The sequence below is a fragment of the Paraburkholderia sp. SIMBA_054 genome (assembly GCF_046534875.1).
Taxonomy (GTDB): domain Bacteria; phylum Pseudomonadota; class Gammaproteobacteria; order Burkholderiales; family Burkholderiaceae; genus Paraburkholderia; species Paraburkholderia hospita.
This window is the reverse complement of sequence record NZ_JAWRXV010000063.1, coordinates 44,939-59,548: the sequence shown is the minus strand read 5'-3', so window position 1 is coordinate 59,548 and position 14,610 is coordinate 44,939. Positions and strand designations below refer to the sequence as shown.

Annotated in this window: 10 protein-coding genes and 4 pseudogenes; 10 read left to right on the top strand and 4 right to left on the bottom strand. The window is 57.6% G+C overall.

Annotated features, from left to right (window positions below):
- The 3 genes and pseudogenes from SB822_RS44680 to SB822_RS44670 form a co-directional block, all read right to left on the bottom strand.
- Positions 1–397: pseudogene (locus SB822_RS44680) on the bottom strand (transposase); the annotation flags it as partial.
- A 38-nt stretch (positions 398–435) separates the two neighbouring features.
- A pseudogene (gene istA / locus SB822_RS44675) lies at positions 436–1,305 on the bottom strand (IS21 family transposase); the annotation flags it as partial.
- A 329-nt stretch (positions 1,306–1,634) separates the two neighbouring features.
- Positions 1,635–2,282, bottom strand: a complete 648-nt coding sequence (locus SB822_RS44670; protein ID WP_410857652.1) for a TetR/AcrR family transcriptional regulator — start codon at positions 2,280–2,282, stop codon at positions 1,635–1,637.
- Between the two features lie 732 nt (positions 2,283–3,014).
- Here SB822_RS44670 and SB822_RS44665 point away from each other — a divergent pair.
- On the top strand, positions 3,015–3,638 hold the full coding sequence (locus SB822_RS44665; RefSeq protein ID WP_410857651.1) for a TetR/AcrR family transcriptional regulator: 624 nt from the start codon (positions 3,015–3,017) through the stop codon (positions 3,636–3,638).
- A gap of 403 nt (positions 3,639–4,041) precedes the next feature.
- Here the strand turns inward: SB822_RS44665 and SB822_RS44660 are convergent, their stop codons facing one another.
- A complete protein-coding gene (locus tag SB822_RS44660; RefSeq protein WP_410857650.1) occupies positions 4,042–6,762 on the bottom strand; it encodes a winged helix-turn-helix domain-containing protein in 2,721 nt (906 codons plus the stop codon).
- Positions 6,763–7,579: 817 nt separating this feature from the next.
- Here SB822_RS44660 and SB822_RS44655 point away from each other — a divergent pair.
- The 9 genes and pseudogenes from SB822_RS44655 to SB822_RS44615 all read left to right on the top strand — a co-directional run.
- A pseudogene (locus tag SB822_RS44655) lies at positions 7,580–7,762 on the top strand (alginate export family protein); the annotation flags it as partial.
- A gap of 26 nt (positions 7,763–7,788) precedes the next feature.
- Positions 7,789–8,199 carry a BON domain-containing protein gene (locus SB822_RS44650; protein WP_410857649.1) on the top strand — a complete coding sequence of 137 codons (411 nt, stop codon included), beginning with the start codon at positions 7,789–7,791 and terminating at the stop codon, positions 8,197–8,199.
- 720 nt (positions 8,200–8,919) lie between these two features.
- On the top strand, positions 8,920–9,420 hold the full coding sequence (locus SB822_RS44645; RefSeq protein WP_410857648.1) for a cupin domain-containing protein: 501 nt from the start codon (positions 8,920–8,922) through the stop codon (positions 9,418–9,420).
- Between the two features lie 8 nt (positions 9,421–9,428).
- Positions 9,429–9,712, top strand: a pseudogene (locus SB822_RS44640) (DUF1427 family protein).
- A gap of 940 nt (positions 9,713–10,652) precedes the next feature.
- Positions 10,653–11,294 (top strand): HD domain-containing protein, encoded by a 642-nt coding sequence (locus SB822_RS44635; RefSeq protein WP_410857647.1) that lies wholly within the window; start codon positions 10,653–10,655, stop codon positions 11,292–11,294.
- A gap of 69 nt (positions 11,295–11,363) precedes the next feature.
- Positions 11,364–12,017 carry a hydrolase gene (locus SB822_RS44630; protein ID WP_410857646.1) on the top strand — a complete coding sequence of 218 codons (654 nt, stop codon included), beginning with the start codon at positions 11,364–11,366 and terminating at the stop codon, positions 12,015–12,017.
- Between the two features lie 144 nt (positions 12,018–12,161).
- Positions 12,162–13,025 (top strand): alpha/beta fold hydrolase, encoded by an 864-nt coding sequence (locus tag SB822_RS44625; RefSeq protein WP_410857645.1) that lies wholly within the window; start codon positions 12,162–12,164, stop codon positions 13,023–13,025.
- Entirely contained in the window at positions 13,022–13,528 is a 507-nt protein-coding gene (locus SB822_RS44620; protein WP_410857644.1) for a VOC family protein, read from the top strand. Before SB822_RS44625 ends, SB822_RS44620 begins: the two co-directional genes overlap by 4 nt.
- A 195-nt stretch (positions 13,529–13,723) precedes the next feature.
- The gene (locus SB822_RS44615; RefSeq protein ID WP_410857643.1) at positions 13,724–14,596 is read left to right on the top strand and encodes an alpha/beta fold hydrolase; all 873 of its coding nucleotides are present in this window, start codon (positions 13,724–13,726) and stop codon (positions 14,594–14,596) included.
- Positions 14,597–14,610: the final 14 nt, after the last annotated feature.

The window sequence follows — 14,610 nt, the reverse complement described above, 5'->3', positions numbered from 1 at the left end:
TCGACGTCCCGGGCCTTGCGGGCGTGATAACCGCTGGGACTGACACCCAGCGCCTCGCAGGCCACGGAAACCGGCCAATGTCGGCTGTGCCGCTCAATCCAGGCATACTTCACACCGACCCCTTCGCGAAGTATGCCGTCGCTTTTCCCAGGATATCGCGCTCCATGCGCAGCTTCGCGTTCTCTGCCCTGAGTCGCGCAATTTCCATTTGTTCGGCCGACACCTGTTTGCCCGCGCCATTGAGCTTGCCGGCGTCATCGGCCTTGATCCAGTCGTTCAGCGTCTTGGAGCTGATCCCCAGAATCTTTGCCACTGCCGACTGGCTCTGGCCGTTTCGCACCATGCGAACGGCCTCAATCTTGTATTCCAGCGTGTACCGCGCTCTCGGGTTACCCATTGCTCAATCCTCCGTTGCTGAAGTTTTACACACTCTCAGTAACGGATACGTTTTTCGCGGGCAAGGTCATCCCACAACGATCGGCACCGGTTCGCCAGCCATGCATTCAGATCGGCGAAACTGCCGAATCGCTGCTCGCGCGCTTCAATCCAGATACGCCGGCGGCTGTCCTGCACATTCTTCTCGACGACGCCTTTCTCCCAGCCGCTGGCCACGTTGCAGAAGTCCGCGTCAAACAGGTAGTGCGCGCACATCACCGCAAAGCGTGAATTTACGGTACGGCCCTTGCCTTTGTGGACCTTGTCGACTGCCGTCTTCATGTTGTCGTAGATGCCACGACGGGCCACCCCGCCGAAGGCCGCAAACGAGCGCGTATGGGCGTCGAACAGCATCTCGTGACCCTGGCTCGGGTAGGCCACGAGCCAGAACGCCCGCGACGCGCACAGCTTCATGTGCGACACCTGCAGCTTGCGGTAAATGCCGCCGACAACCAGTCCTTCCTCGGACCAGTCAAACTGGAACGCTTCGCCCAGTTCGAATCGCAACGGCACAAACGCCGACTTCGACACCGCTTTGCCTTCGCCTTGCCGCCAGGTCCGGATGAAGTCGGTCACCCGCGAATAGCAGCCATCGTAGCCGCTCGCCTTGATCTCCTGGAACAGCATCCACGCGGTGCGCCGCTCCTTCTTCGACCGCCGCGCGTCGACACTGAGCGCCTGCACCAGTGCCTCATGAAACGGCGTCAGTCGGGTCGGCTGGGAGCGTCGCTGATACTTCGGCTCCTCCTGAACCTCCATGTTCAGATATTTACTAATTGTGTTGCGCGACAGGCTTGTGAGTCGCGCTATCTCGCGTACTGACTTGTTCTGGCGATGGAACATCCGCCGCACCTTGCCAATCATCGTCATCGGGATCATCCCCAAACACCCTGCCTGAAAAACCAGCAGGATAGGTTGATTACCCGGCTCAATTTTCAGTCGGCGCGATCCCTACAAGTGGCTCAATTTTCGGTCGGCGTAAACAGGCGTGGCTGAACCCGGCCATCATGGACTGCTGCGAGCATGGCGAACAACTGGAAACGGCGCCGCCCTCAGTGTTGCGCCGCGCGGGCAACATGCAGCAGTTGATCTCAAACGTCGGTAGGTATCGCAGAGATGCGGTCAAACGGCGACGTCGAAGAGGTCGCTAGCACAATTAATCATCCTGCTAGCAGAAATAGTCGACCTCAACAGCAGCCTTAGACGCTGAAACCGCTTTGCAGGGGTTGCGGGTCGCTCGTGGCGAGCTGACGAGGCCCACCAGACTCAGCAGGCCAGCTCTTCAGCACGGCGGTGACGACCTGGAATAGCTGACGGCGGGTTGCGCCTCCCTTTGCTTGGACAGCTAGCCCCTGAACTAATGTCGAGAGCAAAGCGGCCGCCTCATTACTCGTCATGCCCTCCGGTAACGGGCCAACATCCTTGACCGACTCGAACCTGTCTCTTAGTCGTCGCTCAAAACGACTGCGGCTTGCGGCAAGTTCTTCGCTAAGTGGTCGTGCTTCCGCGCTGCAGGCAAGCACCGCCAACGTAATCAGGCAACCGGGTGGAGTGTTATCGCCGGTGTGCAGGCGAACTGTTCCCTTGAGCAGAGTCTCCGTGATCAGGCGTGGCGTCGGTTTCGATAACGCAAAATTTCGGAAACCCAGATGTTCCCTTTCGTAAACGTCTACGACACGGCGGAAAAGCCCTTCTTTGCTTTCAAATGCCTTGTAGAGACTCGACTTGGTGAGTCCGGTCGCTTCCAGTAGATCAGACAGTGACGTAGCTTCGTAGCCCTTGTCCCAAAAGAGATACAACGCCTTTTGCAATACATGGTTTTCGTCGAACTCTCTGGGCCGTGCCATTTGTCGCTCCCTCAGTTTCTTACATTGTAGACCAAACGGTGCCAAACGTACCCGCTCCACACCTCCATGAGCTAGAACATATCCGCATTCCTAATGCAATGCGATTTTCGCGATTCGAATTGCACGGCGTCTTTGTCTCGCGGAGGCCGGCGCGCTACCAGGACCAAGACCACGTGCCGCCAGGCTGAGAATACATTGTCGCTATTTCTGGACATTAGAAACCTTATGGTCCACAATGTATCGGTCGGCTTGGCGCATGGTCGAACCTTGCCAAAGCCGCGAAGATGGGGACTCGTGACCAGCAGGTCGGAAGGGTGACATTGTAAACGTGCCTTGATAGGCGTCCTGACGCGTAAAAACCATGAATTCGAGCGGGAACGATCGCTGTCCGGGAGGGGGGCGCCTCGACAAACGGTGACGGCAGATTCGTTAGAGCGGGTCGACCGCTAACGCGGAACCGCATGCGTGAGCAGCCGTCGTCGATAGCGGCGCGAGAAGCTTGGCTTAGCGTACGGACAGGTGTCTAAACGACTGCTGATAGTCCCTCTCATGCCCGCGCATCCAACGAGTGCATTTCGGGCAGTCGACGAATGTTTTGGCCTCGTTCGGTCGAGGCCATGTGGAAATTTGAGTACGTCTTTTACGGCGCCGAGAAAGTGTCAGCTCTAACCGGGATGACTAACCTTTTTAGGGACCGATTAGTCCATAAACGTTTGCGCTGAGGGCACGCCTATGGCAACAGAACAAGATTTCGACGAAGACCTGGTACTGGAAAAGGTAATGCTTCTCTTATGGAGCAGGGGCTATGATTCGACGTCGCGCGCTGACATTCAGGATGCAACGGGGATGACATGGTCTAGGCTCAACAGGCTGTTCGGAGGCAAAGAAGAGATGTTTCGCACGGTACTCGATCGCTATATTCAGAAGAATCTTGCTTTTCATGCCGATGCTTTGGCTCAGCCGACTCCACGGCTGATTGTACGAGCCATTATGCTCGGTCTCGTCGACCTGAATGCGGACAGTAACGCACCCTCTGGCTGCCTTATGGCATTATCGGCACTTGCTTGTGTGGGAAGTACGGGCCCATTGAAAGCAAATCTCCTGGAAATCCGTAACGGTTTGGAGCGGAGTCTGCGACAGCGTCTGGAATCCGTGACGGATGCAGGACCGCTTCCCGAAGGCATGACCGCTCATGATGCGGCGGCTTTTCTCTGGACTATGATCCAAGGCATCGCAGTAGAGGCAAAAGGCGGCGCGACGCCGCGTCGTCTGCGTGACATCATAGACGCAGTGCTTGCGACCTGGCCCGATAATTTCCGTGACGCAAAGCAACACGCGGAGGGGGCGGGCTACTAGCTACCTGTTACAGCGCTCGCGACCTGATCCACAGTTTCGACGACGAAAAAGACAGCGGCCAAAACGGATACCCGACGACGAACCATTGGGCACGTGTCGGAACCGTCGTCGGTCCTCTGAAGGAGCGCCAGCCCGTCATTCTGGGCGTAAGGCGCTCGACAAATTTGCGGTCTGACAGACGACATCCTCTCCGTCTTGCAGAAAAGCCCGCGTTGCGACACTATGTCGCGAGACGGGTTGCGGCATGAGAGGTGCTTGCGCCGCCTGCGTTACTGCCCGTAGGAAGGCGGCTGCGACCAACTGCAGGACATGCTGCTGCGCGGCCGACCCGGTTCAAACCACCACGAACCTTTCCTGCAAAAACGCTTGCTGAATCATATGCCGACGGATGCTGAAAAGGTCGTTAGCGAATGCGAAACTGACGTTTGCTGGCGCGCAGGGACGCATTATAACGACGACTTGATCTGCGGTTCAGTCGAGACAATTTGCGACTGCTCATGGAATCAGTTCCGCGCAAGTCAACAGAGCTGTTGTCACGGACTTTCTCAAACTCAATCGTAAGTTTGACCAGTTGCGGGTAGAACCAACGTTCTCCTGTCACGTCACACCGGCGCTGCGCTTCTGCGAGAACCTCCGTCGCCTCGCTCGTCCGACCATAGCCGTTTAGACAACGTGCATATTGCGCAAGGAGCATGGTCAATGGCATCAGATAGCCGGTCTGGCGCAGGGAGTCGATAGCACAACGGAACCCGGGCAATCGCAAGGCGTCCGGGTGCATCGCCGACTCCAGGTATTCCTTGTATGCCTCCGAACATGCGAGCCAAATTACCAAGCCTGAGCGCCTCGCGCAGTCTTCTAGCAATGCAATGCCTCTCTGAGCAACTTCGAAGGAACACGTCAACAGCGCTATCGGGACGAGCCCTTCCGCAAGCACCTCACAGATCAATATGTCATGTTTGCAGTTTAGCGCTTCGTTCAAAGCACGCTGGGCGAGCTGCAGCGCAGTTTCATAATCGCCTTGGGCCCACATTACCCGAGCGAGCGATGCGCGTGCGGCGACGCTATGATCGAAACCCGATTCTGCAATGAGACAAGGTTCGGCGCGGTACTTATACCCATGCAACATCTCCTCGAACTGCTTCCTCGCGGCGTCCGGCTCGCCAATGTCATGTAGTGCAACCGCGACCATACCTCTCCCAACATTGCGAAAGTCTGGATAGTCCACAACCTCCGCGAGCGTGCGGAAGCGCTGTGCATGCCACAGAGCGAGCCGAGCTTCACCCCTGTAGTGGCTAACGATCCAAAGCCCCCAAAGTGCAAACAACTGGAATTCGCGATCTTGTTCCATCAACGCCCGAGAAAGTATAAGGCGCCATGTGTTATACGCCGCTTCGCCCGGGCCAGCGGCAAATACACGCGCCGCCGCGTAAATCGCCTGAATATGCAAGCGCGTTTGCGATGAAACCGCATCGATTTCCGGCTCAAGTATTGCGTCAAGGGCGACGCGAGCTCTTTCGGAGCATTCATCGATTAGCGACATATTGAAAAGGTGTGGCAGGGCAACAGCCGACAAGGTAATACCAAGGGCGCGATCGCCGTCCGGCGAAAATGCCCAGTCGAGCGCGGCGCGCAAATTGCCGAGTTCCAGCTGAAAGTCAACGAGCACTGATCTCAACGATCGCGCGGACGGTGGCAACGACGGTGTGTGACTGAAGAACCACTGAAAATAAAGCGCGTGTGAGAGCGCTGCCACCCTGTGTTCGCCGAAGTCCTCGAGCTGCTGCAGTGCGTATGCGCGCGTTATAGCGAGCAGCCGATAGCGGGGTGATGCTCCGGTACACACCCGGACCACAAGCGATTTCGCCACAAGGCTGCCCAGTGCATCGAGCACTTGAGCCCTCGATAGTGCACTTCCGCTGACGACGTAATGCGCGGCGTCGAAAGAGAAACCATCAGTGAATACGCCGAGCCAACGCAAAAGTTTGCGCTCGGGTTCCATGAGCAGGCGATTGCTCCAATCGAGAGTTGCTTTCAGCGTCTGGTGGCGCGGAAGCGCTGTTCGAAGACCGCCAGTCAGCATTCGGAAGTGATCATCGAGGTGCTCCGTAAGCACCTCCAGACCCAAAACGGCCGCGCGTGCGGCGGCCAATTCGATAGCAAGCGGAATGCCGTCCAGTCGCCGGCATACCGAACCGATCAGCCGAACGCTGCGTTCGTTAAGCGAGAAGCGAGGATCAGCTGCGCAGGCTCGAGCGGTAAATAGCTGGACGGCACTTGCACCGAGTATTTCGTCACGGCTACCCTCTTCATCTGGTACGTCGAGCGGCTGGACGTAATAGACCAGTTCGCCAGGCACTCGTAGTGCCTCTCGGCTTGTCGCTAGCACGCTAAGCGCCGGACTCGCCGCGCTCGCGGCGCTCGCCATTTCTGCCGCTACTTCGATCACATGCTCGCAGTTATCCAAGACCAACAGGATCCTCCGTCCAGTCAGGCCTGCCGCGATATCAGCGACAGAAGTGCGTCCGGCACATGCGGGCATGCCGAGGCAGTTCGCGAGTGCATTCATGGCGAAACGCGGGTCGGAAGCCGAGTCGAGCGCCACAAAGATGACGCCATCCGGAAAGCGCGCTCCGACGCGCGACGCAACGTCGGAAGCAATACAGGTCTTGCCGATGCCGCCGGCGCCGACGAGCGTAACCGTTTTCGCCGCGCCTAGTGCACCGATGACTTCAGCGATTGACTCTTCGCGCCCAAAGATCTTTTCCAAGCGCGCGGGCGCCGAAGACTTTGACCGCAATGTCAAGTCGGCCGCGCCACCCTTTGCCGTTGCTGAACCGCATCCGCTGATGAGACGGTAGCCGCGTCCCGGCACCGTCCGGATCAGGTCCCGGTCGCCCGCCAACACCCTACGTAACGCGGCGACATGGACATGGAGGTTGTTTTCCTCGACCACGGAGTTCGGCCATACACGCCGCATGATTTCAGCTTTTGACACCGTGGCGCCGTTTGCCTCGATCAGCACCTGCAGTATGTCAAATGCCCGGCTGCCGATACGCAGCGATTTGCCGTTCGAGCGGATCTCGCGATCGTCGATAGAGACCAGGAGCTGACCAACATAAAGCATCTCATACCTCTCTACCCTGGAGCGCGGGCAGGGTTGGATCGAATAGTGGAGCAATCAGTCCACAACCGACATGCTAACACGGTCGATCCACGTATGCAGAATAGATAGCCCTCCGATCTGCGTCAAGTCGAGGATAGTTCCAAGACTTCTGCGAGGTGGCTCGGTTTGGCTCATGCCGCTCGTCGACTGAGCGGGTGCCGTGGTAGGACCTTTCGCTGAGGCCTGGCATCTGGGGCATGAAAAGAGCGTTATCCGACTGAAGTATCGAGCTTTCACGGCATCCTATTTGCCAGCGATTGCCGTCGCCGGGCCAAAGCACAAATACGAACTGCACGAACATGTTCAATGCGTGACGCTGCATCGCGCCAGCCGGCGCATACCGACGAATGCTACCTAATGACTTCCCGCCTTGGGGACGACCTGTGTACAGCAGACCCAATGCTGGTTTAAGGCGGGCTTGCTTCGAGAACATCGTCTGCGACCTGAGGCCGATCAACCCGCGTGCGGGTTATGGGGGCTGCAAGCGCAAACCTGTCAGCAAGATCCAGATCGCAGTGGACACGTCGGGTCAGTTGCAGGCCCTGCACTCACACCTGTCTATGAACAGCGGCGTGGGCATGTGGCAGAGCTTGCGCGTCAAGTACAGGAAAATCACAGGGCAAACCGTTAAGGTGGCGTATGCGGATCGGTATACACAGGCGAGGACACTGCGCAAGCCGCACGCATTGAAGGCATTGACCTGCAGGCTATCAAACTGCGGGAGAAAAAAAGGGGTTTCGCCTTGCTGCCCCGCCGGTTGGTGGTCGAGCGCAGCTTTGGGCATCGCGGACATGGCCGCCGGTGGACGGGCATGTATGTACAAGTGCGCGCCGATTGGACCATGGCGTCAAATCTGGTCGGCTCTGTCGAAACAGTGTAGTGCTAGGTCGGTGATTCAATTCGCAATGCGGGCGGCAGAAATGCGGACTATGTGGGCGTCGAACTGAACAATGGATGGTAAGCACATCGGAAGCGGCGCGGCATGACATGATGTCACGTGTCGCCAGTTATCTCTGGATGGAGAATAACGATGAACGCAAAGATCGCAATGACAGAGGCTTGGGCAGTCGCCGTGCTGACGCTATCGGCGAGCATCTTGGCGCAGACCGCGGGCGCGCTGAATGGCGCAAGCGCAGCGGCACCTGCCGACAGCACGCAAACCGCTACAGCACGAAAGCAGATGATCGCCGGCTGGAAAAGGACGTTCATCATGCCCTCGGCACGACGAAGCATCTGACCAGCATCGGTATCCGAGTTCACGCTGATGCCGGTGTTGTCACGCTGACGGGAACGGTACCCAACCGCGTCGCGGTGGACAGAGCGGCGAGCGCCGCAAAAGGTGTTCCGGGCGTCACGCAGGTCAGAAACAATCTGATGATCCAGAACAAGGGTCGATAGGCGCCTGATGAATGCCAGATAGCGAAACGCTTCGTAGCAGAGGAATATGATAGGCACGCCCGCGGAAGAAGGCATTGGGCGACCGCGGTGCTGGACTCTGTCACCCGTTTCACATGCACCGGATTCCGCAACGCACACAGCGTGCCGGAAGGAGCAACGGTTTCGTCTGTCGTTTGCGAGAAGAAGGCGCAGCTGGGGTCGATGCGGAGCCTCGGCCGATGCGCATTTCGGATGTCGAGCGGCTGCCATCGGAAATGTGAGCGTATGCTGGAGCGACGCCACTACCTCCAGTATAAATGTGCGTTGCATTCGCTCCGGCGAAGGAAACGTTCGATCTGGCTTGTGAAGAAGTCGGTAAGAGACGCGAGTGACGCCTTTGCGCGCAATGTCCTAGAATTGCACGAGAATATGAACCTGGCACATATTTTCTCGTGGGAGGACGCGATGAGCGTGCTTATCCACGAGCGCACGGTGGCAAACGGTGTAGTCCTTCACAATGTATGGCTTCAGAACCATCGGGAGTTCCTGCCAGTGATGGGAGCAGTGGCGCGGAAAATATCGGAACCTCAGACCGTGCACGCCGGCGTACGTGACGGCGTCGCCCTCGTATATGTGCGCAACGGTGTGACTCTGGCGTTTCTTCAACATCCGCCGCGTCGGGCTGACGGGTCCACGGTCAGTTGGAAAAATTCGATAAATGTTTAGACAGGAGACGACATCGTGACTCGAAAAAAGTTTGTGATCTCGCTCGTCGCGGCAATCCTCAGCTCTGCGGGATGGGCGCAATCAACGCCATCGGAACAGCAACTGCCCGACTACGCCAAGACACCGAAAGAACTGGCCGCTATAGCTCCGACGGGCGGTGCGGGCGGATCGGGAAACCCCAAGGTGCGAGTCGTCAACATCCTGGGAGACCCATCCAAGCCAGGGATTTATAGCCAACTCTTGCGAGTCGGCCCTCACGCTCAGATAGCCGCGCATCATCACGCAGGCGACCGGATTGGCACCGTGCTCAAGGGTACCTGGCATCTGGGCTACGGGTCCAAGTTCGATAGGATCAAGCTTCATACGCTGCCACCCGGTTCTGTGTACACCGAACCGACGGGTGGACCGCACTTCGCCATGACCGAAGATGAGGAAGTCATTGTGCTGATTACCGGTACGGGTCCGACGGACACGGTTTACGAGAACCCGGCCGACGATCCGACTGCAAATAAGTAAGCGCGCTAATCCAGCTGTATCTGATATCGCTCGGAGCCGGCATCCTCGCAGGGATCACTTATTCGATGCTTGGTGTGCGCTCGCCTGCGCCGCTGGCGGTCGCGCTGATAGGCTTGCTCGGCATTGTTGGTCGGTGAGCAGGTGCATCCCCGCTCAAACGCGCCATCTCAGGCGAACCGGTGACGGCCCCGAGTTCTGTTCCGAGCGTGTGACGAAGATCACCGGCAATGCACCGAAGGTTGTCCACGGGCGCCAGGAAGGCAATGACGGGTCCGTCGAGCAACAGAGGTGACTGCCGGGGCAGCCGCTTGCAAAAGGCAGAAAGCGACAGGACACCAGACGAGTACAGAAAAACCCATTAGTCTATTGGAGACTGAGCGGTCCATACTAACTCGAAGCAATGGGTGCGTGCGGTGAGATGTCGTGAAGGCATCTCACCGTTGCGGTCATCGACCTCACAGGAAAATGGCGCACTGTCGAATTGCGTTCATTCCTAAAGCGTGTGGATAGTCGTTGTTTGTCCACGACGAAGTGATGGGTGAGCGCTGTTTCATAGGCACTGTCAACGTGAGATGTGGACGGTAGCGTAGCGGAACAAATTGGATTGCTGCCAGAGGGCTCGTGAACCGGGCGCCTCGGCGTGCGAAGGCGTTTTCGGTCTGGCAAGAAAAGCGTCCTGGGCATTTTTTTTGCCGAGCCACAAAGCGCACCCTAGACATCCGCTTCCGCCTTGAGTCACGCTGCGCGACCTTCATATAGCCGCTTGCGGACCACTGATGTCGTGCTTCGCTTAAGTTCCGAGCGATCAGATTCGCGAGCGCGAATTGTCAATCTTTTTTGACTGTGCACTACATCCATCGCTTGTCGGGAGGGCGAGGGGCCAATTCTGATTCATTGCTCCTGGCGCCGTAACTGTCGCGGAAACACACACGTTCAGAACGTTTCAGATGCTTTCACGCCCTTTAAGAGGCGAGCCTAGTATTGTTGATGTCGATGGGCGAGCGCGTAAGTTTCGACCTACGGAAATGGGCGACAAGGTATCGATGAAACTAGAAGTGGATTTGACATCGCTCATTGGGGAAAAAGGTTATCTCGTTTTTTAACGGAAGAAACCAACATGAACGAAAACCGCACGTTCGCTCTTGCTTTCCCCGGCTCAGTGTTTTGACTTTCCAATGCGGGAAGATGAAAGCCGGACAGTTACTGCGGTCCAAGCCCTGGAGGGATCACCGATGAGCGGAAGCGTCGCAGGTATCCGGATCCCGGACAGCGAGATGTCGCGGGCCGCGGCAATGTTTGCGGTCGCTGCCGAGCCTGAGATTCTTTATCGCCACTCGGTGCGCGTTTTTCTCTTCGCCGCCCTTATTGGACAGCGTCGACGACTCTCGTACGATCCTGACTTGCTGTATGTAACCGCTCTGTTTCACGATATTGGATTGACGAGATCATATCGAAACTCGCAGCGACGTTTCGAAGTGGACGGCGCGGACGCTGTCCATTCGTTTCTCTCCGAATACGGCACGCACGGAAGCGATATTGCCGAGGCATGGCGCGCGATAGCGCTGCATACAACATTCGGTATTCAAGCCGCAATGCCGGCCCTCACGGCGCTCGTTACAGCAGGTGTCGAAACCGATCTCCTCGGCTTGCATTTCGACGAGGTCGACCGCACGGAGCGCGATTCAGTACTGCGGGCGTTTCCACGCGGTGCAAGTTTCAAGGAGCTGATTATCGAGGTGTTCGCGCAAGGAATGAAGCACCGCCCGGCGACAACCTTCGGAACAGTAAATGCCGACGTGCTCGACCGTTGCGATCCGGACTATCGACGAAAGAACTTCTGCGGCCTGATTCTAGGATCCGCTTGGGATGATTGACGGAAGGCCGACATGATTTCGGCAAATCAGGGAAATTCCATTTTAACCGGCACCCCACAGGAGGCCATCATGCCAACAGCCAAGGCTCAGCCCAGCAAACTGCTGCTCGATCCCAGCAACCACACGGTGATCATGATCGATCACCAGTCGCAAATGGCGTTCGCGACGAAATCGATTGACGCGGTATCGTTGCGCAACAATGCCGCGCTCGTCGCGAAAGCCGCGAAGGAGTTCAAGGTTTCGACGATTCTGACCACCGTCGCCGAAAAATCCTTTTCGGGTCCGATTTTCGACGAAATCAGCTCGGTCTTCCCCGACGAGCAGGTGATCGACCGGACGACAATGAACACCTGGGAAGACCCTCGCATCGCGGAGCGCGTCAATGCGATCGGAAAGGGACGGCTTGCACTGGCGGGACTGTGGACGTCTGTGTGCATTGTCGGCCCGGCATTATCCGCAATCGATCAGGGGTTCGAAGTCTATGTGATATCGGACGCCTGTGGCGACGTGTCCATCGAAGCTCACGAACGTGCCATGGAGCGGATGATCCAGGCAGGGGCGCGACCCATGACGTCGCTGCAATATCTGCTGGAGCTGCAACGCGACTGGGCGCGCGCGGACACGTACGACCAAACGGTCGCAACATCGATTTCTCACGGGGGCGCATACGGTCTCGGCCTGATCTACGCGAAGACGATGTTTGGCGCGAGCGAAGGGCACTGATTTTTGCAAATATCTGCTGAATCGAAGCACTGATTCGACGCTACTCGTGTCGACGCCCGCCGTTTGATCACAGCGGGCGCGGCTATCACCGATGGACCTCTTCGCGAGGGACCCCGGCACCATTTGATCAAGGAGCGAGTGACCATGGAAAAAATCACAAGCAGGCGTGCCAAAGCAAATGGCCTGATGCTGCACTATGTGACGGCAGGTAATGCCGAACGTCCTGCTGTACTGTGCCTTCACGGCTGGCCGCAGAACCATAGGGAGTTCCTTCCGATCGTCAACGCCCTGGACAATGAGTACCGTTTTATCGTGCCGGACCTTCGGGGATACGCCGACAGCGACAAGCCGTTCTCCGGTTACGAGCCGATGACGATCGCCCAGGACATGCTCGACCTTCTGAAGTTGGAAGGTGTCGACCGGTTTCATATCCTCAGCCACGATCTCGGAGGCCCGCCGTCGGTGGCGCTTGCGTATATGGCCGGAAAGCGCCCAATTTCGCTTGCTACTATCGAGACACCATTTTTTGGTCTGGACTTCCCTGGGTATGTCGACCCCCGGGTGCCGTACTGGCATCTGAGCATGCATATGAACATGGATATCACTCAGTTTCTGATCCAGGGCAGGGAAGGAGAATACCTACGCCATTTTTTCCGGGATTTTGCATATAACCCTCAGGCTATTCCGGAAGAGGAAGTAGCGCAATACGTGCAGCAGATGAGGCAGCCCGGCAATCTGCGTGCAAGCCTGAATCACTACGGCTACATCCCTCAAATGGCGGAGCAGACAGCGGAACTGGTCAAAAAGAAGCTGCAGGTTCCGATGCTGGCGTACGGCGGAGTCCGTTCGTTCGGCTCGCACTGCTTCAACTGCGCGAATGCCATTTCGGTCAACGCGAGCGGTGGCGTGATCGAAGCATGCGGGCACTGGGTATTCGAGGAGAAGACAGAATTTATCTGCGATGAACTGAGAACATTCTGGGGCCGCACGCAACGGGAGGCGGCATGAACTCAGCCTCGGCAACAGCTGCAGCCCACCCGGGACTGTTCTCGATCAGGAGCGTGGACCATACCGGAATAACCGTTTCATCGCTACAGGAGTCGCTCGATTTCTGGACAAATGTTCTCGGATTCGAGCATCTATATACGTGGCAGTTCGAGAACAGTCCATTTGTCGAAAACCTCGTCGGTGTGGCAGGTGCCTCCCTCGATCTGGCGATGGTGAAGGGGTACGGCCATCAGATCGAATTGCTGGAGTATCACTCCCCAGCCGATCGCAGGATCCTGAAACCGCGATCCTGCGATGTGGGTTCCGTTCATGTCGCGATGTATGTCGATGATCTCGACGCAGTAGTCAAACGGCTCGACGAAGCGAACTGGACGGCCGTCGGACCGGCACAGCAAATCGAAGGCGGAGCGCGGGACGGCTGGAAGCTCGTCTATGTCCGCGACCCGGACGGCGTTACGCTCGAGTTTCTCCAGCCCGCGACGCATTCGGTGACGAGCGACTAACCAGTCGTTGGGAATTCGGGCGCACTCCCGTCCATTGAGGGCAAAGCCCTAAACGCAGTAGGGACCCGAGCCATTAATGGCCCTCGGATCCCCCCAGAAAAACACCGTTTGGCAAGCCATTGCTGACCGAACATCCACCGTCCGTCAACTTGAAGCAAAAGTGCTCTGCGTCCGCTATTTCATAGGAAAAAAACCATGGCCACGCTGACAGGAATGCAGTTGTTCCCGTCCGATTTTACGACTCAAGAGATTCTGACTAACGGAACGACATTGTCTGTCCGCGTAGGAGGAAAAGGTCCCGCTGCGATGCTGTTGCACGGCTATGCGGAGACGGGCGACATGTGGGTGCCGCTGGCGGCCGATCTTGCACCGGACCATCGGGTGATTGTGCCCGACTTGCGTGGACTAGGTCTGTCTGCGAAACCTGCTGTCGGCTACGACAAAAAGACTCAGGCGGCGGATATGGCGGGCGTACTTGACTCCCTCGGGGTCGAACAGATTGATCTCGTTGCACACGATATCGGCAACATGGTCGCCTTCCAGTTTGCCACCCAGTATCCGGAGCGGGTCAGGCGGCTGATGTTGATCGATGCGCCGATTCCGGGAATCGGCCCATGGGACGATATTTTGAGGAGCCCAATGCTATGGCACTTCCGTTTCGGCGGGCCTGACATGGAGCGGCTTGTAGCAGGTCGCGAGCGCATCTATCTGGACCGCTTCTGGAATGAGTTCTCGGCCGACCCAGGCAGGTTCGATGAGAGCGCAAGGGCGCACTACTCAGCACTCTACGCGTTACCTGGCGCAATGCGCGCTGGCTTCGCACAATTCGCGGCCTTCGATCAGGATGCAGCCGACAACCGGGCGTGGCTCGCGAGTGGCGCGCGGTTGCGGATGCCGGTGCTGGCGGCCGGAGGCGAGAAGTCCTTTGGCACGACAATGGCCGCCGTGATGCGGTCGGCCGCCGATGACGTGCGAGAGAGCGTTATACCGGACTCCGGCCACTGGGTGATGGAAGAGAATCCAGGGGCTACCAGGGCGTTGGTCCGTGGATTTCTTTCGGGTGACTGACGCGGAGTTGGCGA

Excerpts from the sequence above, each read along its gene's own strand:
- SB822_RS44670 (WP_410857652.1), bottom strand. The coding sequence starts at position 2,282 with ATGGCACGGCCCAGAGAGTTCGACGAAAACCATGTATTGCAAAAGGCG.
- SB822_RS44625 (WP_410857645.1), top strand. The coding sequence starts at position 12,162 with ATGGAAAAAATCACAAGCAGGCGTGCCAAAGCAAATGGCCTGATGCTG.
- SB822_RS44615 (WP_410857643.1), top strand. The coding sequence starts at position 13,724 with ATGGCCACGCTGACAGGAATGCAGTTGTTCCCGTCCGATTTTACGACT.
- SB822_RS44650 (WP_410857649.1), top strand. The coding sequence starts at position 7,789 with ATGATGTCACGTGTCGCCAGTTATCTCTGGATGGAGAATAACGATGAA.
- SB822_RS44620 (WP_410857644.1), top strand. The coding sequence starts at position 13,022 with ATGAACTCAGCCTCGGCAACAGCTGCAGCCCACCCGGGACTGTTCTCG.
- SB822_RS44635 (WP_410857647.1), top strand. The coding sequence starts at position 10,653 with ATGAGCGGAAGCGTCGCAGGTATCCGGATCCCGGACAGCGAGATGTCG.
- SB822_RS44660 (WP_410857650.1), bottom strand. The coding sequence starts at position 6,762 with ATGCTTTATGTTGGTCAGCTCCTGGTCTCTATCGACGATCGCGAGATC.
- SB822_RS44630 (WP_410857646.1), top strand. The coding sequence starts at position 11,364 with ATGCCAACAGCCAAGGCTCAGCCCAGCAAACTGCTGCTCGATCCCAGC.
- SB822_RS44665 (WP_410857651.1), top strand. The coding sequence starts at position 3,015 with ATGGCAACAGAACAAGATTTCGACGAAGACCTGGTACTGGAAAAGGTA.